Genomic DNA, 17,061 nt, shown 5'->3' with positions numbered 1-17,061 from the left:
TTGTTAGGCCGGGGCGCGAGCTCCGGTGCTGCCTCGACCCTACGGGGGCTCGCGCCCCGGCCTAACGTTCTGGAGACTCCCCCATGACACTCCCCCGCCTGGCCCGGCGCACCGCGGCCGTGGCCGCCGTACTCGCCGCCGCGGCGTGCGCCCTCAGCCCCACGCCCGAGGCGGCGGCGCAGCCGGCCGGCGCCGCCCCGGAGCTGGCCCTCGTCCCGGCCGACGCCGCCGGGTTCGTCCACGTCCGCGCCGCGGACGTCTGGAAGAGCGACGTGTTCGCCGAGCTCCGCAAGACGTTCGAGCGGGCCGGGGCGAAGGCCATCGCCGACCTGGACAAGCAGTTCGTCCCCGCCCCGACCAGCCTCGCCCGCGCCACCGGGTTCGTGTTCATGAGCGCCGAGAAGGGGCCGCAGCCGGTCGGCATCGTCAGCTTCTCGGCGCCGTTCAACCCGGCCGACGTGGCCAAGACGTACCTGCCGAACGGCCGCGCCCGCAAGTCCGGCGGCAAGACGATCTACACGTCGCCCGGCGGCGACAACGTGGCCCTGTACATGCCCGACAACCAGACCGTCGTGATCGCCGAGAAGGAGGCGATGACCGAGTACCTGTCGCGGCCGGTGGCGAAGGCGGGGGCGCTGGCCCCGGCCCTGAAGCTCGCCGCGTCCGGCAAGGCGGTCGTGGCCGCGGCGAACGTGGCCGCGCTCCCCATCCCCCCGGGCGCGTTCGGCGACCTGCCGCCGGGCGTCGAGCCGATCCTCAAGGCCGAGACCGTCGTCGTCACCCTCGACCTGGGGAAGGACGCCGTGATCAGCGTGAAGGCCGGGTACAAGGACGCCGCCGCCGCCGACGCCGCCCAGACCGCGGTGAAGGACCTGGTGAAGCTCGGCCGCTCCGAGCTGGCGAAGGCCAAGGTCGAGATGGAGAAGAAGCTAAACGACCCCGACGCCGAGCTGCCCCGCAAGGCCGAGGAGCTGCCCGAGGTGATCGGCGCCACGTTCGCGCTCGGCGCCATCGGCCGGGCCGACGACTTCCTCGCCGACCCGAAGCTCGTCACCCGCACCGGCAACGACCTGGCCGTGACGGTGACGGTGCCGAAGGAGTTCACCGGAATTGGCGCCGCGAGCGCGATCGGCCTGGGGTTCGCGCTGCCGGCGGTGCAGAAGGTGCGCGAGGCGGCCGGCCGGGCGAGCAGCTCGAACAACCTGAAGCAGATCGGCCTGGCGATCCACAACTACCACGACGCGAACGGCAAGTTCCCGGCCGACATCAAGGACAAGACGGGCAAGGCGATCCTGAGCTGGCGCGTCGAGCTGTTGCCGTACCTGGAGCAGCAGGCGGTGTACAACCAGGTGAAGCGCGACGAGGCGTGGGACTCGCCGGCGAACAAGCAGCTGGCGATGACGCAGATGAAGGTGTTCATGAGCCCGAACGCCACGAACGTGCAGGTGGAGGGCGGCTACGGGGTGAGCCACTACCGCGGCGTGAAGGGTAAGGGGATGGCGTTCGACCCGGCGGTGAAGTCGCTGAACTTCGCGGGGTTCACGGACGGGCTGTCGAACACGATCATGGTGGTGGAGAGCGGCGACCCGGTGGCGTGGATGAAGCCGGACGACCTGCTGATCCCCGAGAAGGGCGCGATCCCGCGGTTCGACACGCCGGGCCGGCCGGGCCAGTTCAGCGCGCTGTTCGGCGACGGGTCGGTGCGGTGGATCAACCGGGCGGGGCTGAGCGACGCCGACCTGCGGGCGTACTTCACCCGCAACGGCGGTGAGGTGATCCGGCCGTAGGCTGAGGCGGGAAGCGCGAAGCCCGGGGGCGACCGCCCCCGGGCTTATTGCGTTTTCGGGGCGGCTGTATCGCGGATGTCGGCGGCCAGCTCGACGACGGTGCGGCCGGCGAACTGATCGACTCGTTCGGCCGTGTAGTCGCCGGAGCCGTCGGTGAACTGGCCCATGAACCGGGCCGCGGCGGCCGGCCCGAGTTCCCGGTAAAGGAGGGCGATCGCCCGGCGGGTGACCTCGGCCAGCGGCAGGTGTGGGGGTGTCATGGGTAAAATTCCGAAGTCATCCGCCTTCCGAGAGCATGCTTCCACCCGACGAGCCGGGAGCGTGAGCGATCGGAGACGTACCCCGAACTCGCGCCTTCGCGTCCCAGACGGATCACGCACTCCGGTCGCTCACGCTCCCGGCTCGCCGGGTGATAGGCGGTTTTCGGAAGGCGTGTCACATCCCACAACGCTCCGGGCCGACTTCACGCCAGGCTCAGCATGAGCGGGGCGATGTCCTCGACCCGCGGGCACAGCGCCCGGCGGCCGCGCAGCCGCAGTTCCGGTGAGTCGAGCCGCGGGCGCTTCCGCTTCCGGCGCCGGGTGACGCCGCCGATGGCGATAGTGTCTCCACCGGCGGGTTAACGCCGCGCCGCTCGCCAAGACGTGACTGGGTCAGGGTTTCGGTTCGGCCCGCGCCTTACGGCTCGTCCGAACCGACTTTTTTATGAGTCGGTGACATGGTTCCGGGAATCGACCCACCCCGGCCGGAAACAAGAATCGCGGTCCGAATCAGTACTGCAGCACCACCTCGGCGAAGGCGCTGAGCAGCGGGTCCACGCGGTCGTTCTGCTTGTTGTACAGCTGGCGGAAGCCGCCCCCCGGCAGGAACATCGACAGCCCGCCCAGCACGATCGCGTTGTTGTTCAGCCGCGGCCGCCACTCGAACCCACTCGACAGGTCGAACCCGATGTCGCGGTCGATCTCGCTCTGGAACGTGAACGTCTCCAGCGTCGCCGTCTTGTCGTACAGCATGTAGTTGGCGTTGTTCACCAGCCGGAACCGCGGCGTGATGTCGAAGTCCACGCCGGTGTTCAAGAGCCACAGGCCGGGGTTCACGAAGTTGCTCTGCCCCTGAAGCCGGCTCGACCGCAGGTTCGTGTACAGGCTCTGGTCGTTGGTCAGGCCGACGCCGAACAGCGGGATGCGGTTGCGGCGGAAGAAGCTGAACTCGCCGCCGAAGTTCGTCTGGTCGATGATGCCGTCGAAGCCGGTGGCCCGGCCGTTGTTCGGGTTGCCGTCGCCGCTGGCGTAGAAGCCGCTGACGCGGAACCGCGCCCAGTCGCGGTCGTAGCTCAGCTCGATCGCCCCCATCGCCGCCGAGATGCTCTGCGGGGCGCCGGCGAGCGGGTTCCTGCTGTCGCGGCCGACCACCCAGTACGCGGCGTGCGAGATGTTGTAGCGCCCGACGTGACCGTCGCCGGCGAGGCCCATGTAGTACGCCTCGACGCGGTGCGGCTGGAACACGCCGACGGGGTCGGGGCGCACCAGGAACCGGTTGCGGTCGAACTGCACGTCGGGGCCGTCGTTGTTGTAATGGAAGCTGGCCTGCGCCGTGTACCCGGGGAACAGGAAGTCCTGCCGGTAGACGTTGGCGATGGCGATGTTCTGGTTGCGGTCCTCGAACGTGTTGAGGCCGCTGTTCGTGTCCTTCTCCTGCTGCCGGAAGTACGCCAGGTTGTACTGCGTGCGGTTGCCGTCGTAGTTCCCGAACACGCGGACGCCGCGGTTCGTGTCGCTGAAGATGAAGCCGCGGAAGTCGGACACGAACGGCTGCGACCCGGCCCGGACGCTGACGAAGTCGTACTGCTCGCTCAGGTCGGCGATCTTGTACTCGGCGAACCACTCCTGCAAGGCGCCCCACGTGCGGTTGCGGATGGTGCCGTCGCGCACGTCCGGCGAGATCACCGCCAGCTCCTGCACGCTGACCACGTTCACGTTGAACGCCGGGGTCAGCTTGACGCGCCAGTCCACCGGCTTGAAGGCGGCGTCGCCGCGGAACAGGTCGAAGGAGAGGGTGTACAGCTCGTTGTGGATGAACTGCCCGGGGCGGCCGAAGAAGTCGCGCGTCCCCTCGCGGGCGGTGCTCTCGAACGGCGTGGTCGCGGTCGGCAGCGAGCGGCCTTCGAACAGGTGGACGGCGGTGCCGGTCATGTTCAGGAAGACGTGCTGCCCGAGGATCGGGTAGTCGCCCTTCAGCACGTTCTGGTTGTACGGGTCGAACCAGCGGCCGGGCCGGTACGGGTAGTCGAACACCTGGGGGTAGCCGAGGCCGTACCGGTCCCACTCGGGGAACCCGATGCGCCACCGGTCCTCCATCGTCTCGTACTCTTCGTTCCACCCCGACCGCGGGACGATGCCGCTCGGGCCGGCGAAGCCGATCGTCGGCAGCGCGGGCGCCTTCTCGGTCACCGGCGGCGGCGGCTCGGTGGCGGCCGCGGGCGTGGGGCGGCTCGGTTCGAGGAGGCGGTCGATCGGGTCGCGCGGCGGCGCCGGCGGCGGGTCGGTCTGCGCCAGCGCCGGGTCGGCGGCGAGTAGCAGCAGGCCGACCCCGGCGGCATGGCGGACGCGGCGGATCATCGCACCCCCGGCAATCGACTGGCCCGACCCCGTGGCGGGTCGTCTCTGATAAGATCGGCTGCCGGATGCGCCGGGGATGAGGAAAACGCCGGTCGTGCGGGCGGGATCGGTTGGCGAAGCGGGGCAAGCTGCGCCGCCACGACCTGAACGGGTGTGCGGCTTCTCCGGGCGGGCCCGCTTACAATGGGCTTGCCCACCCCGCCGGAACCGCCGCCATGGACGAGCCAGCCGCCGCGCCGACGCCCGCCGAAAAGGTCCGCACCTTCCCCGCCGCCCCCGGCGTGTACCTGATGAAGGACGCCGCCGGCACCGTCATCTACGTCGGCAAGGCGAAGAATCTGCGCAGCCGGGCCGGGTCGTACTTCCTCGCGCAGGCCAAGACCGACCCGCGGGTGAAGGACTGGGTCGGCCTCGTCGCCGACGTGGACTACATCACGACCGAGGACGAGATCGCCGCGCTGCTGACCGAGGCGCGGATGGTGAAGGACTTGAAGCCGCGGTTCAACAAGGACCTGCGGGACGACAAGACGTTTCCGTACCTGCAAATCCGCACCCGCGAGGAGTACCCGCGCGTCGAGATCACCCGCACCCCGCGGCGGAAGGGCGTGCGGCTGTACGGCCCGTTCACGAGCGCCGGCGCCCTGCGGCAGGCGGTGCAGGTGCTCCAGCGCGTGTTCCAGTTCCGAACCTGCACGCTGAACATCAAGAGCGGCGACGACCGCTGGCGCTGGTTCCGCCCGTGCCTGCTCCACAGCATCCGCCAGTGTACGGCCCCCTGCAACTTCCGCGTCAGCCGCGACGAGTACCGGCGGCAAGTGAAGAAGCTGATCCTCGTGCTGGAGGGGAAGAAGGGCCGGCTGGTCCGCCGCATGACGAAGGAGATGGAGGGCGCCGCCGCGGACTTCAACTTCGAGAAGGCGAAGCGGCTGCGCGACGAGATCGCGTCGCTTCAGAAGCTGGAGTTGCGCGGCGACGTGGACAAGGACGTGCAGCCCGAGGTGTTCCCGATCGACCCCAAGAAGGGGCTCGTCGGCCTGCGCAAGGTGCTGGGTCTGGCGAAGACGCCGCGGACGATCGAGGGGATGGACATCGCCCACATCAGCGGCACCGACACGGTCGCGTCACTCGTGAGCTTCCTGGACGGGCTGCCGTTCAAGGCCGGGTATCGCCGCTTCAAGATCAAGAGCGTCGAGGGCGTGGACGACTTCGCCTCCATGCGCGAGGTGGTGACGCGCCGCTTCCGCCGCCTCAGCGACGAGGACGAATCGTTCCCCGACATCCTCCTCATCGACGGCGGCAAGGGGCAGCTCAACGCCGCGGTCGCGTCGTTCCAGGCGCTGGGGGTGGAGCCGCCGTGCGTGATCTCGCTGGCGAAGCAGGAGGAGGAAATCTTCCGGCCGGGGGAGGCGGAGTCGATCAAGCTGAGCCGGCACTCGGCGGCGCTGCGGCTGCTACAGTACGTGCGGGACGAGGCGCACCGGTTCGCGCAGCACTACCACCACATGCTGCGCCGCAAGCGGCTGACGGGGGAGTGAGCCGGCTCACCACCCCTCGTCCACGAGTACGGCGGCCGCCGGCCGCTCGCGCCCCTCGCCCGATCGGAGTTCCCGGGCGTACCGATTCACCACGAACCAGTAGCGCCCCCACACCACCAGCGCCACCGGGTACGTGAGGAACGCCGGGTAGAACAGGCACCCCGTCGCCAGCAGCGTCAGCAGCGTGAGCCCGGAGGTCCGGCCGTAGTCCGCGTCGGGGGCGTCGAGGCCCCGGGCGCGGTACTCGTTCCGCAGCGACTCGGCGACCAGCACCACGGTCACCGGCGCCCACACGACGTTGAACACCGGGATGAAGTTGAGCCACACCTGCCCCGGCTCCATCCGCCGGAGGTCGGGGTGGACGCGGCGCAGCGCCCGCTGCAGCGCCGAGAGGAAGCGGAACAGCAGCACCAGGCCGACGGCGAAGCCGACGACGAACACGAAGAAGAACAGGAACAGCAGGTCGTCGCCGTCCACGGGAGCCCCCGCGTCACCAGCCCTCGTCGACCACGACCGGCTCGCGCGGCCCCTCGCGCATCCGCTTGGCGTAGCCGTTCAGCTGCACCCAGTACACGATCCCGTACAGGAACGCGAACGGGAAGGTGACGATCGCCGCCGGGGCGAGCACGAAGAACACGCCGAGCAGCACCAGCGCGATGATGCCGGACGTCTTGCCGAAGGCGTCCTTCTTCCGAACCAGCCCGCGGGACGCCAGCTCGGCGCGGATCGACTCGCCGACGCGCTCCACGGTCACGACCGGCCACACCAGGTTGACCACGGGGATGAGGTTCACCCACACCTCGCCCGGCTCCATCCGCCGGTTCTCGGGGCTGACCTTGCCGAGCACCCGGGTGATCGTCGCCAGCAGGCCGACCCACAGGATGAACCCGACCACCAGGAGTAGACAGGCGAACCCGTCCATGTCCATGCGGTCGAGGTCACGGGCGAACCGGTCGAAGTACATCAGCATGGCAGGCACCTGGGCGACGCCCGGGTTTGGTGGGACCGGCGTCCCGCCGGGCCGGGCGCGCCGACCGGCAGGACGCCGGTCCCACCAGACCGGGGGGGACTCTACCGCGTCGCCAGCAGCTGCCGCAGCACGTACGGCAGGATGCCGCCGTGCAGGTAGTACAGCACCTCCTGCGGCGTGTCGATCCGGCACACGGCGTAGAACTCGACCCGCGTCCCGTCCGCCCGCACGGCGTGGACCGCCAGCTCCTTCGCGGCGCCGGCGAAGTTCACCTTCAGGCCGTCCACCAGCCCCTTGATGTCGTAAATCTCCTCGCCCGTCAGCCCCAGCGACGCCGCGCTCTCGCCCGTCCGGAACTGCAGCGGCAGCACCCCCATGCCGACGAGGTTGCTGCGGTGGATGCGTTCGTAACTCTCGGCCAGCACCGCCTTCACGCCCAAGAGGTTCGTCCCCTTCGCCGCCCAGTCGCGGCTCGACCCCGAGCCGTACTCCTTGCCGCCGATCACCAGCAGCGGCACGCCCGCGGCCTGGTACGCCGTCGACGCCTCGAAGATCGTCGTATGCTCGCCGTCCGGCAGGTGCCGGGTGAAGCCGCCCTCGACGCCGGGCACGAGCTGGTTCTTGAGCCGCACGTTGGCGAACGTGCCGCGGACCATCACGTCGTGGTGGCCGCGGCGGGCGCCGTACTGGTTGAAGTCCTTCGGCGTCACCCCGCGCTCGATCAGGTACTTCCCCGCCGGCGAGTCCTTCTTGATGCTCCCGGCCGGCGAGATGTGGTCGGTCGTGATGCTATCGCCGAGCAGCGCCAGCACCCGCGCCCCGGTGATCTCGTTCACGGGCGGCGGCGTCGCCGTCATGCCGACGAAGTACGGCGGGTTGGCGATGTACGTGCTGGCCGCGTCCCACTGGAACATGTTGCCGCTCGGCACGCTCAGCGCCTTCCAGTTCGCGTCGCCTTCGAAGACGGAGCCGTAGATGCGGCTGAACGAGTCCTGGTGGATGGCCCCGGCGATGGCCGTCTGCACTTCCTCGTGCGTCGGCCAGATGTCGCGGAGGAACACCGGCAGGCCGTCGGACCCGGTGCCGACCGGCTCCGTGTCCCAGTCGATGTCGATGCGGCCGGCGAGGGCGTAGGCTACGACCAGCGGCGGCGAGGCGAGGTAGTTGGCCCGCACCTCGGGGTGGACGCGCCCCTCGAAGTTGCGGTTGCCGCTGAGCACCGCCGACACCACCAGTTGCTCGACGCGGATCTCCTCGCTCACCGTGTCGGGCAGCGGGCCGCTGTTGCCGATGCACGTGGTGCAGCCGTAGCCGACGACGTGGAACCGCAGCTTCTCCAGGTCCGGCAGCACGCCGGCGTTCGTGAGGTAGTCGGTGACGACCTTCGAGCCGGGGGCGAGGCTCGTCTTCACCCACGGCTGGCTGACGAGCCCGCGGGCGACCGCCTTCTTCGCCAGCACGCCGGCCGCCATCATCACCGACGGGTTCGACGTGTTCGTGCAACTGGTGATGGCGGCGATGACGACCGAGCCGTCCTTGAGTACGCCGCCGGGCACGTCCACTGGGTCAGACACGGCGGGCCCGGTCATCGGCAGCGCGGGGATCGGCTTCTTCACGGCCTTGAGCTTCGGCAGCGCCTCGGCGAACGACTTCTTCACGTCCTTGAGCGCCACCCGGTCCTGCGGCCGCGTCGGCCCCGCGAGGCTCGGCTCGACCGTGCCCAGGTCGAGTTCGAGCGTGTCGGTGTAGTCCGCCTCGGGGGTCGCGGCGTCGTGGAACATCCCCTGGTCGCGGTAGTACGCCTCGGCGAGCACCACCAGTTCCTCGGGCCGGCCGGTGGCGCGGAGAAACTTCAGCGTCTCGGCGTCCACGGGGAAGATGCCGCAGGTGGCGCCGTACTCGGGGGCCATGTTGGCGATGGTGGCGCGGTCGGCGAGCGGCAGCAGCGCCAGCCCGGGGCCGTAGAACTCGACGAACTTCCCCACGACGCCCTTCTTGCGAAGCATCTGCGTGACGGTGAGCACCAGGTCGGTGGCGGTCGCCCCTTCCTTCAGGTGGCCGTGCAGCTTGAAGCCGATCACCTGCGGGATCAACATGCTCACCGGCTGGCCGAGCATCGCCGCCTCGGCCTCGATGCCGCCGACGCCCCAGCCGAGGACGCCGAGGCCGTTGATCATCGTGGTGTGGCTGTCGGTGCCGACGAGGGTGTCGGGGTAGGCGGCTCCGTGCTCGTCCACGAACACACAGCGGGCCAGGTATTCGAGGTTGACCTGGTGCACGATGCCGGTCTCGGGCGGCACCACCTTGAAGTTCCGGAAGGCGTTCTGGCCCCAGCGGAGGAACTGGTAGCGTTCCTGGTTCCGCTCGTACTCCAGGTGCGTGTTGTTGGCGAACGCCTGCGGGTTGCCGCTGTCGTCCACCTGTACCGAGTGGTCGATGACGAGTTCGACCGGCACCAGCGGGTTGATGCGGGCCGGGTCGCCGCCGAGGGCCTTCATCGCGTCGCGCATAGCGGCAAGGTCGACGACGCAGGGCACGCCGGTGAAGTCCTGCATCAGCACGTGGGCGGGGGTGTACGCGATTTCCGTGGTCGGCTCCGCCTTCGGCTGCCACAGCGCGAGGGCTTCGATGTCGGCCTTGCGGACGGACAGGCCGTTCTCGTTGCGGAGGAGGTTTTCGAGGAGCACCTTGAGGGAGAACGGCAGCTTCTTGGCTTGCGGGTGAACCTGCTCCAGGACGGCGAGGCGGTGGACGGAGTACGCCTTCCCGCCCACCGGGAGGGTGGACAGGGTTCCGAAGCTGTTCGGCATGGGTCACCTGGGGGTCTGATGGGGGTATTGTTGAAGGGCGCGGCGGGTGCGGCAACCGGCCGCCGAATGACGAATGACGAATGACGAACCGCTGCTGTCGTCATTCGTCATTCGTCATTCGTCATTCGCGCAGCAAGTACACTTTCCCCATGCACCCGCGCTTCCTCGCGTTCGCCCAGCTCCTGCGCCTGCCGAACGTCTTCACCGCGTTCGCCGACACCGCCCTCGCCGGGTGCGTCGGCGCCGCCGTGTACGCCGGCTGGGAATCCAGCGCCTACCTCACCACGCTCGCGTTGCTGGCGCTGGCGTCGGGGTGCCTGTACCTCGCGGGGATGGTCTGGAACGACGTGTTCGACCTCGCCGAAGACCGCCGCGACCGGCCGTTCCGGCCGCTGCCGTCGGGCCGCATCACCGTTCGCACCGCAGGCGTGCTCGCCGGTGTGCTGACCCTGGTGGGGGTTGGCCTCACGTTCGTCGCGGGGTCGCCGCTGCTCGGCGTCGGGCTCGGCGCCGCGGTGCTGCTGTACGACGCCTGGCTGAAGCGCACCCCGCTCGGCCCGGTGGCGATGGCCGCGTGTCGCTTCCTGAACGTGCTCCTCGGCCTGTCCGCCATCCCGGCCGACGCCTTCCCCCTGCCGCTGCGGCTCCACACCGCCGGCGTCGTCGGCGTGTACATCGTCGGCGTGACGTGGTTCGCCCGCACGGAAGCCACCGAGAGCAGCCGCCGGCACCTGACCGCGGCCGCGTGTGTCATCGGGCTGTCACTGGTGCTAGCGTTGGTGCTGCGGGCGCGGGTGTCGGTCGAGCCGGGGCCGAGCGCGATCCTGTTCCCGTACCTGCTGGTGGCGTTCGGGTTCGTGGTCGGGGTGCCGATCCGCCGGGCGATCCGCAGCCCCGGGCCGAAGGAGGTGCAGGCGGCGATCAAGCGCTGCGTCCTCGGCCTGGTCGGGCTCGACGCCGTGCTGGCGGTCGCGTTCGTCGGGCTGCCGGGGCTGGGCATCCTTTTGTTGTTGCCCCCGGCGCTGCTGCTCGGAAAATGGGTCTACTCGACGTAGTGGACCGTGGGCAGTGGCCAGTAGACAGTGAATCCCGGGCGAGTGCCCGCCCTTATTGCGGAGAGCTGTTATGGGTCCCGACCGCCGTTCCTTCCTACTCGCTGGAGGCGCCGCCGTGGCCGGAGCCGTCACCCCCGATGCCGCCCTCGCCGCCCCCGACGACGACGCCAAGAAGTTCATCGCCGACCACGAGGCCCGCATCAAGCCGCTGGAGATCGCCGCGGGCCACGCGTGGTGGCGCGCCAACATCTCCGGCCGCGACGACGACTTCAAGAAGAAGGAAGAGGCGCAGAACGCCATCGACGCCGCCCTCGCCGACCGCGCCACCTTCGGCCGGCTGCGGGCGCTGAAGACGGCCAAGGACGCCAACCAGATTCAAGACCCCATCCTCGCCCGGCAGGTCGAGCTGCTGTACCTCGCGTACCTGGAGAAGCAGGTCGCCCCGGACCTGCTCCGCCGCATCACCGGCAAGGCGAACGCCGTCGAGCAGCAGTTCAACGTCTTCCGCGCGCGGGTGGACGGCCGCGAGTTGTCGGACAGCGACGTGCGGAACGTCCTGAAGAACTCCAACGACTCGGCCCAGCGGCAGGCCGTGTGGGAGGCCAGCAAGCGCGTCGGGGCCGTCGTCGAGAACGACCTCAAGGAGCTGGTCGGGCTGCGGAACGAGGCCGCGAAGGCGCTCGGGTTCGCCAACTACCACGCGCTGCAACTGAAGCTCAGCGAGCAGGACGGCGCCGAGCTGATCAAGCTGTTCGACGACCTGGACGCGCTCACGAAGGGGCCGTTCGAGGCGGCCAAGGCCGAGATCGACGAGCGGCTCGCCAAGCGGTACGGCGTCGCGGCCAACGCCCTCCAGGCGTGGCACTACCACGACCCGTTCTTCCAGGAAGCGCCGACCGTGTTCGAGGCCAACCTCGACGCGCCGTTCGTGCGGGCGGACATTCCCAAGCTCTGCTCCGACTTCTACCGCGGCATCGGGCTGCCGATCGACGACGTACTCGTCCGGAGCGACCTTCAGGAGAAGCCCGGCAAGAGCCCGCACGCCTTCTGCACGGACATCGACCGCGAGGGCGACGTGCGGGTGCTCGCCAACATCCAGCCGAACGAGTACTGGGCGGGCACGATGCTCCACGAGCTCGGGCACGCGGTGTACAGCAGCAAGAACATCCCGAACAAGCTGCCGTACGTGCTGCGGGCGGAGGCGCACATCCTCAGCACCGAGGGCGTGGCGATGCAGTTCGAGCGGTTCAGCAAGTCGCGGGCGTGGATCGAGAAGATGGGCCTGCCGCTGGCCACGCCGGTCGCGTTCGAGGAGGCCGCGAGCCGGACGCGGCGGAACCAGCTGCTGATCTTCAGCCGGTGGTGCCAGGTGATGCTGCGGTTCGAGAAGGGGATGTACGAGAACCCGGCGCAGGACCTGAACAAGCTGTGGTGGGACCTGGTGGAGCGGTACCAGGGGGTGAAGAAGCCGGCGAACCGTAACGCCCCCGACTTCGCGAGCAAGATTCACGTCTGCTCGGCGCCGGTGTACTACCACAACTACATGATGGGCCAGCTGTTCGCCTCGCAGGTCCACCACGCCATCGCGCGGGACGTGTACAAAGAGCCGGACCCGCGGAAGGTGATCTACGTGGGTGACGCGCGCGTCGGGCGGTTCATGAAGGACAAGGTGTTCGCCCCCGGCCGCACCCTCGACTGGAAGGGGCTGACGCGCCACGCCACCGGCGCGGAGTTGACCCCGGCGGCGTTCGCGCGGGACTTCGAGGGGCGGTAAGGCCTCCGGGCGGGACGGGTATTCTCTCTCGCTCGCCCACGCGGGGACGACCCCGCGCTCGTCAACAACTCGGTGGGGACGACCCCGCCCGCACGCGGAGGCGTGTCATGGCGTGGGTCGTTCTCCTGCTCGCCGGTCTGTTCGAGATCGGCTGGGCCGTCGGGCTGAAGTACACGAACGGGTTCACCCGCCTGTGGCCGACGGTCGCCACGGCGGCGTCGATGGCCGTGAGTCTCGGGCTGCTCGGGGTGGCGTTGCGGACGCTACCTCTGGGCACGGCCTACGCCGTGTGGACGGGCGTCGGGGCGGTCGGCACGGTGGTGCTGGGGATCGCGCTTTTCGATGAGCCCGCGACCGCCGGGCGGCTGGCGTGCGCGGGGCTGATCGTCGGGGGGATCGTCGGGCTGAAGGTGCTGGCGCCGGGGTGAGGGTTGTCGGCGGCGTGGCGCGAAACCGCTCGCGGCTTCGCGCCACGCCGCTACTGTGCTACCCCTCGCCCGCGCGACCGGTATAGACTCACTCCCCATGACCGACCACGCCGCCCTGCTCGCCGCCGTGTGCGACCGCCCCGACGACGACACCCCGCGCCTCGTCTTCGCCGACTTCCTCGACGACGCCGGCGACCCGCACCGCGCCGCCTTCGTCCGCACCCAGGTCGAACTCGCCCGCGTCCCCGACTACCACCCGCTCTGGGCCAAGTGCCGCCACCTCGACCCCGACGTGTTCCGCGGCTGGGGCATGGCCCACACCCTCCCCAAGCCCCTCCCCGACGGCCTCACCTGGCGCACCCACCAGTTCCGCCGCGGCTTCCCCTGGCTCGTGGGTGCCCTGTCCGCCGAGGCCGTCGCCGCCGGCGGTGACAGACTGCTGTCATTCGCCCCCGTGCAGGCCGTCGCGTTCGACGACCGTGCCCGGCCCGACCTGCTCGAACTCGCCGGCGCCCCGGTCCTCGCCCGCCTCCGCCGGCTCGAATTCACCACCTTCCCGCTCGACGCCGACGACCTGCGGCCGCTCGTCCGCTCGCCGCACGCCGTGGGCCTCGAAGAGCTGGCGTTCGAGCACCAGGGGATCGGCCCCGGCGGGCTGGCGCACCTGGCCGCGTCCGACCTGTTCCCCCGGCTGCGGGCGCTGACGCTGCACAACAACGCCCTGCCGCCGGCGCTGCTCGTCGACGCGCTCGCCGCGGCCGACCGGCCGGGGCAGCTGCGGCACCTCAACCTGTCGCTCGCCGACCTCCCCGCGGCCGACGCGGCACACCTGTTCGCGCTGCCACTGATGGCCACCGTCGAGCACCTCGACCTGAGCGAGAACAAGGGACTGAAGACCGACGGCGTGGCGGCACTGGTCGAGAGCGGCGCCGTGAAGCGGCTCGAGGTGCTGGAGCTGGCGGGGACGCTGCCGGGCGTGCCGGGGGTGAAGGCGCTGACCTCGACGGGCGGGTTCGCGGGCGTCCGGCGGCTCGACCTGTCGGACAACCGGCTGGGGCCGAGCGCGGTGCGGGTGCTGGCCGAGAGCCGGAACGCCCGCGGCCTGCGCGTGCTGGACCTGTCGGGGAACCCGGTGGAGGACCGCGGCGCCGAGGCGCTGGCGGGGAGTCGTCACCTCGCGGGGTTGGTGGAGCTGAACTTGAAGGACTGCGGCCTCACCGACGCGGGGGCGCTCGCGCTGGCGGAGTCGCCGCACCTCGGCGAGCTGGTGCGGCTGGAGCTGCGCGACCGGGGCGCGGCGGCGCGGCCGCTGGGTGCGGCGGCGCGGCGGGCGCTGGCGGAGCGGTTCGGTCGGGCGGTGTCGTACAACGAGTGAGACTGTGGGGGCGAAGGACTGTGGGAACCTGACGCCCCCTCCCCCGCCCGGTCCCACAGTCCCACAGTCCCACAGTCCCGAAAAATGCCCGAGCCCTACCGCAACATCTACTCCTGGGTGTGGCCGGCCGCGGTTCTGCGCCGGCTTCAGCGCATCCTCGTCGTCACCACCGCGTACACCGCCGCCGTCTACTTCCTGTACCCCTCCAACCCCGACATGCAGGGCGGGTGGCTGGCGGCCACCAGCCTCATCAACAGCCTCGTACTCGGCGCCCTCGTCGGGTTCCGCACGAAGGCCGCCTACGACCGCTGGTGGGAAGGGCGCTGCCTGTGGGGCGAGCTGACGAACCACAGCCGCAACCTGTGTCTGAAAGCCATCCGTCTCGCCGACCCGCCCGCCGCCGACCGGCGCGAGCTGTTCGACCTCGTCGCCGGCTTCCCGTTCGCGCTCATGCGGCACCTGCGGGAGGGGGTGAAGCTCCAGGAGGTGCCCGGGTTCGGGACGGACGCCGCGACGCCGGCGCACGTGCCCGCGGAACTGGCCGGGCGCGTCCTGGCATTGATCCGCCGGTGGAAGGCCGAGGGGCGGATCGACGGGTTCGGCCAGCTGGCGCTCGACCCGCACGCGACCGCCTACATGAACGTGTGCGGGGCGTGCGAGAAGGTGCGGAACACGCCGCTGCCGGGGACGTTCCTGGCGCTCCTGCGGCACGGGCTGCTGTTCAGCTTCTTGCTGCTGCCGTGGCACCTCGTGCACGTCCTCGGAGTGTGGGCGTTGCTGGTGCAGGCGGTGATCGTGTACTTCCTGCTAGGGATCGAGCTGACCGCGGAGGAGGTGGAGCAGCCGTTCGCGTACGACCCGGACGACCTGCCGCTGGAGCAGTTCTGCGCCACCGTGCGGACGAACGCCGCCGAGTTGCTGGGGGTGGGCGATCCGGGTGCCGGGTAGCGCCCGGGTGGGGGTGATACCGATCACCCTGACTTGCCCGCGGCGCGAGGCGCCCGCAGCGCCTCCAGCGGTGGGGGCAGTCGCACCCCGTTGGCCGCGTCGCGGGTCAGCGCTTCCGCCACCGCGTGAGCCAGGTCCGGGTGCCGGTACAAGAAGCCCTGCGCCCAAACCACTGCCGGCGGCGGGCTCCCCTTGTCCGCCTTCGCCTTCGCCACGCCGGCCGGGATCGGCAGCGCCAGCGCGGCCTGGAACGCGGCCGTCGATTCTTTCGCCGCGTCCGGGTGCTTCGGGTCGCCGTCGCGGTACGCCAGCACCACGCCGCGGCCGAGCTTACCCGCCAGCTTCGCCTCGGCCGTCGCCACCGGCAGCACGAACGGCGCCTTCTCCAGTTGCTCGAACCGCGCGTCGGCGTCGTCCAGCCGGCCTTCGCGGAGGTACAGGAGCGCCAGTTCGATCGCGGCCGCGTTCCACTCGTCCGGCGGCGTCTTGCGGCGGTCCAGCGCCGCGACCAGCTCGCGCTCCCGGGCCGTGGTGATCCGCTCTGGCGGCCGCACGTCGGGCAGCCCCACGAGCGGCGGGGGCGCGGGCCGGGTCGGCGGCGCCGGCGGCGGGTGAAGGGCCGCGTACCCTGCCGCCCCGCCGGCCGCCGCGACCACCGCCAGGAGCCCGGCCGCCACCCACCGGCCCCACCGCACCGGCGGCGCGACCGGCACCACCCCGGAGAAGCCGAGCGTCGCCGCCGACCCGCTCACCGTGCCCGACAGCGTCAACGCCGTCGGCTGCGGGCCGGACGGCGTCGGCGGCAGCGGCGCGCCCGGCGGCCGCGGCGGCAGGCCGAGCGTCAGCCCCTCCTTCACCTTCGCCAGGTCGCGCAGCACCTCGCGGGCCGACTGGTAGCGGTCGCCCGGTTCCTTCGCCATCAGCTTGTGGACGAGTCCGCACAGGTCCGCCGGCAGGTCCGGGCGCAGCCCGGCGAGCGGCGGCGGCCGGTCGGTGACGTGCTTCAGCGCCACCTCGACGGCCGTGCTGCCGCGGAACGGCGGCTCGCCGGCGAGCAGGTGGTACGCGGTGACGCCGAACGAGTACAGGTCGCTGCGGTGGTCGACGGCCTTCCCCTGGGCCTGTTCCGGCGACAGGTACAGCGGCGTGCCGAGGGTGACGCCCGACTGCGTGAGGTTGAGCGCCTCGCCGGGGGCGAAGAACCGCGACAGGCCGAAGTCGGTGACCTTCACCTCGACGCGCTTGGTGACGAGGATGTTCTCCGGCTTGATGTCGCGGTGGACGAGCCCCTGCTCGTGGGCGCGGGTCAGGGCCGTGGCGATCTGCCGCATCATGCTGAGGGCGACGGCCAGCTCGGGCGGCCCCTTGCGGGCGAGGTACTCGCGGAGGTTGCGCCCCTCGACGTATTCCAGCGCCATGTAGCGGAGGCCGTCGTGCTCGCCGAACTCGTAGACCTGGACGATGTTGGGGTGGTTCAGCTTGGCGACGGCGTGCGCCTCGGCCTCGAATCGCTTGAGCGCGGTGGGGTTCTTGGTGAGGTCGGCCTTCAGGAGCTTGAGCGCGACGGGCCGCTTGAGCGACAGCTGGCGGGCGAGGTAGACCTGCCCCATGCCGCCGGCGCCGATCTTGCGGACGAGCTGGAAGCCGCCGAGGGTGCGACCGGACAGGTCGGCGAGGTCGCCGGCGCCGGCGGACGGCAGGGTGTGGTCGGACGGGGCATCCGGCATCGGTTCCGGCTCCGGCGGCCGGGTCATCTTACGG

The 17,061-nt window shown here is 70.6% G+C and carries 13 protein-coding genes; 7 read left to right on the top strand and 6 right to left on the bottom strand.

Going from position 1 to position 17,061, the window contains the following annotated elements; genetic code table 11:
- Nucleotides 1-83: 83 nt before the first annotated feature.
- Nucleotides 84-1,787: a DUF1559 family PulG-like putative transporter gene (locus ETAA1_RS32760; protein WP_145235243.1), complete on the top strand. Its 1,704-nt coding sequence runs from the start codon at nt 84-86 to the stop codon at nt 1,785-1,787.
- Nucleotides 1,788-1,831: 44 nt separating this feature from the next.
- On the opposite strand, the gene ETAA1_RS06055 is transcribed toward ETAA1_RS32760, so the two are convergent.
- On the bottom strand, nt 1,832-2,047 hold the full coding sequence (locus ETAA1_RS06055; RefSeq protein ID WP_202920692.1) for a hypothetical protein: 216 nt from the start codon (nt 2,045-2,047) through the stop codon (nt 1,832-1,834).
- A gap of 510 nt (nt 2,048-2,557) precedes the next feature.
- On the bottom strand, nt 2,558-4,405 hold the full coding sequence (locus ETAA1_RS06050) for a hypothetical protein (protein WP_145235241.1): 1,848 nt from the start codon (nt 4,403-4,405) through the stop codon (nt 2,558-2,560).
- Nucleotides 4,406-4,620: 215 nt separating this feature from the next.
- On the opposite strand from ETAA1_RS06050, the gene ETAA1_RS06045 reads away from it, so the two are divergent.
- Complete coding sequence (locus tag ETAA1_RS06045; protein ID WP_145235239.1) at nt 4,621-5,940, top strand: excinuclease ABC subunit UvrC; 1,320 nt, start codon at nt 4,621-4,623, stop codon at nt 5,938-5,940.
- Nucleotides 5,941-5,946: 6 nt separating this feature from the next.
- Here the strand turns inward: ETAA1_RS06045 and ETAA1_RS06040 are convergent, their stop codons facing one another.
- From ETAA1_RS06040 to acnA, 3 genes are all read right to left on the bottom strand, one after another.
- Nucleotides 5,947-6,417: a hypothetical protein gene (locus ETAA1_RS06040; protein ID WP_145235237.1), complete on the bottom strand. Its 471-nt coding sequence runs from the start codon at nt 6,415-6,417 to the stop codon at nt 5,947-5,949.
- Nucleotides 6,418-6,430: 13 nt separating this feature from the next.
- Nucleotides 6,431-6,910, bottom strand: coding sequence for a hypothetical protein (locus ETAA1_RS06035; protein WP_145235235.1), 480 nt, complete (start codon nt 6,908-6,910; stop codon nt 6,431-6,433).
- A gap of 101 nt (nt 6,911-7,011) precedes the next feature.
- Nucleotides 7,012-9,720, bottom strand: a complete 2,709-nt coding sequence (acnA, locus tag ETAA1_RS06030; protein ID WP_145235233.1) for an aconitate hydratase AcnA — start codon at nt 9,718-9,720, stop codon at nt 7,012-7,014.
- Nucleotides 9,721-9,869: 149 nt separating this feature from the next.
- On the opposite strand from acnA, the gene ETAA1_RS06025 reads away from it, so the two are divergent.
- From ETAA1_RS06025 to ETAA1_RS06005, 5 genes are all read left to right on the top strand, one after another.
- On the top strand, nt 9,870-10,775 hold the full coding sequence (locus tag ETAA1_RS06025; protein WP_145235232.1) for a UbiA family prenyltransferase: 906 nt from the start codon (nt 9,870-9,872) through the stop codon (nt 10,773-10,775).
- A 115-nt stretch (nt 10,776-10,890) separates the two neighbouring features.
- Nucleotides 10,891-12,549, top strand: coding sequence for a M2 family metallopeptidase (locus ETAA1_RS06020; protein ID WP_238389382.1), 1,659 nt, complete (start codon nt 10,891-10,893; stop codon nt 12,547-12,549).
- A gap of 107 nt (nt 12,550-12,656) precedes the next feature.
- Nucleotides 12,657-12,977: a quaternary ammonium compound efflux SMR transporter SugE gene (sugE, locus tag ETAA1_RS06015; protein ID WP_145235228.1), complete on the top strand. Its 321-nt coding sequence runs from the start codon at nt 12,657-12,659 to the stop codon at nt 12,975-12,977.
- A gap of 97 nt (nt 12,978-13,074) precedes the next feature.
- The gene (locus tag ETAA1_RS06010) at nt 13,075-14,352 is read left to right on the top strand and encodes a TIGR02996 domain-containing protein (RefSeq protein WP_145235226.1); all 1,278 of its coding nucleotides are present in this window, start codon (nt 13,075-13,077) and stop codon (nt 14,350-14,352) included.
- Between the two features lie 84 nt (nt 14,353-14,436).
- Entirely contained in the window at nt 14,437-15,300 is an 864-nt protein-coding gene (locus tag ETAA1_RS06005; protein WP_145235225.1) for a bestrophin family protein, read from the top strand.
- Between the two features lie 23 nt (nt 15,301-15,323).
- On the opposite strand, the gene ETAA1_RS31530 is transcribed toward ETAA1_RS06005, so the two are convergent.
- Complete coding sequence (locus ETAA1_RS31530; protein ID WP_202920691.1) at nt 15,324-17,027, bottom strand: serine/threonine-protein kinase; 1,704 nt, start codon at nt 17,025-17,027, stop codon at nt 15,324-15,326.
- Nucleotides 17,028-17,061: the final 34 nt, after the last annotated feature.

It is taken from the genome of Urbifossiella limnaea, assembly GCF_007747215.1.
GTDB classification, from domain to species: Bacteria; Planctomycetota; Planctomycetia; order Gemmatales; family Gemmataceae; genus Urbifossiella; species Urbifossiella limnaea.
Note: the sequence above shows the minus strand (reverse complement) of the source record. Positions and strands in the feature narration are given on the sequence as shown.

What these genes read in the sequence shown, in the direction of transcription:
- ETAA1_RS32760 (WP_145235243.1), top strand. Translation starts at nt 84, where the DNA reads ATGACACTCCCCCGCCTGGCCCGGCGCACCGCGGCCGTGGCCGCCGTA.
- ETAA1_RS06055 (WP_202920692.1), bottom strand. Translation starts at nt 2,047, where the DNA reads ATGACACCCCCACACCTGCCGCTGGCCGAGGTCACCCGCCGGGCGATC.
- ETAA1_RS06050 (WP_145235241.1), bottom strand. Translation starts at nt 4,405, where the DNA reads ATGATCCGCCGCGTCCGCCATGCCGCCGGGGTCGGCCTGCTGCTACTC.
- ETAA1_RS06045 (WP_145235239.1), top strand. Translation starts at nt 4,621, where the DNA reads ATGGACGAGCCAGCCGCCGCGCCGACGCCCGCCGAAAAGGTCCGCACC.
- ETAA1_RS06035 (WP_145235235.1), bottom strand. Translation starts at nt 6,910, where the DNA reads ATGCTGATGTACTTCGACCGGTTCGCCCGTGACCTCGACCGCATGGAC.
- acnA (WP_145235233.1), bottom strand. Translation starts at nt 9,720, where the DNA reads ATGCCGAACAGCTTCGGAACCCTGTCCACCCTCCCGGTGGGCGGGAAG.
- ETAA1_RS06025 (WP_145235232.1), top strand. Translation starts at nt 9,870, where the DNA reads ATGCACCCGCGCTTCCTCGCGTTCGCCCAGCTCCTGCGCCTGCCGAAC.
- sugE (WP_145235228.1), top strand. Translation starts at nt 12,657, where the DNA reads ATGGCGTGGGTCGTTCTCCTGCTCGCCGGTCTGTTCGAGATCGGCTGG.
- ETAA1_RS06010 (WP_145235226.1), top strand. Translation starts at nt 13,075, where the DNA reads ATGACCGACCACGCCGCCCTGCTCGCCGCCGTGTGCGACCGCCCCGAC.
- ETAA1_RS06005 (WP_145235225.1), top strand. Translation starts at nt 14,437, where the DNA reads ATGCCCGAGCCCTACCGCAACATCTACTCCTGGGTGTGGCCGGCCGCG.
- ETAA1_RS31530 (WP_202920691.1), bottom strand. Translation starts at nt 17,027, where the DNA reads ATGCCGGATGCCCCGTCCGACCACACCCTGCCGTCCGCCGGCGCCGGC.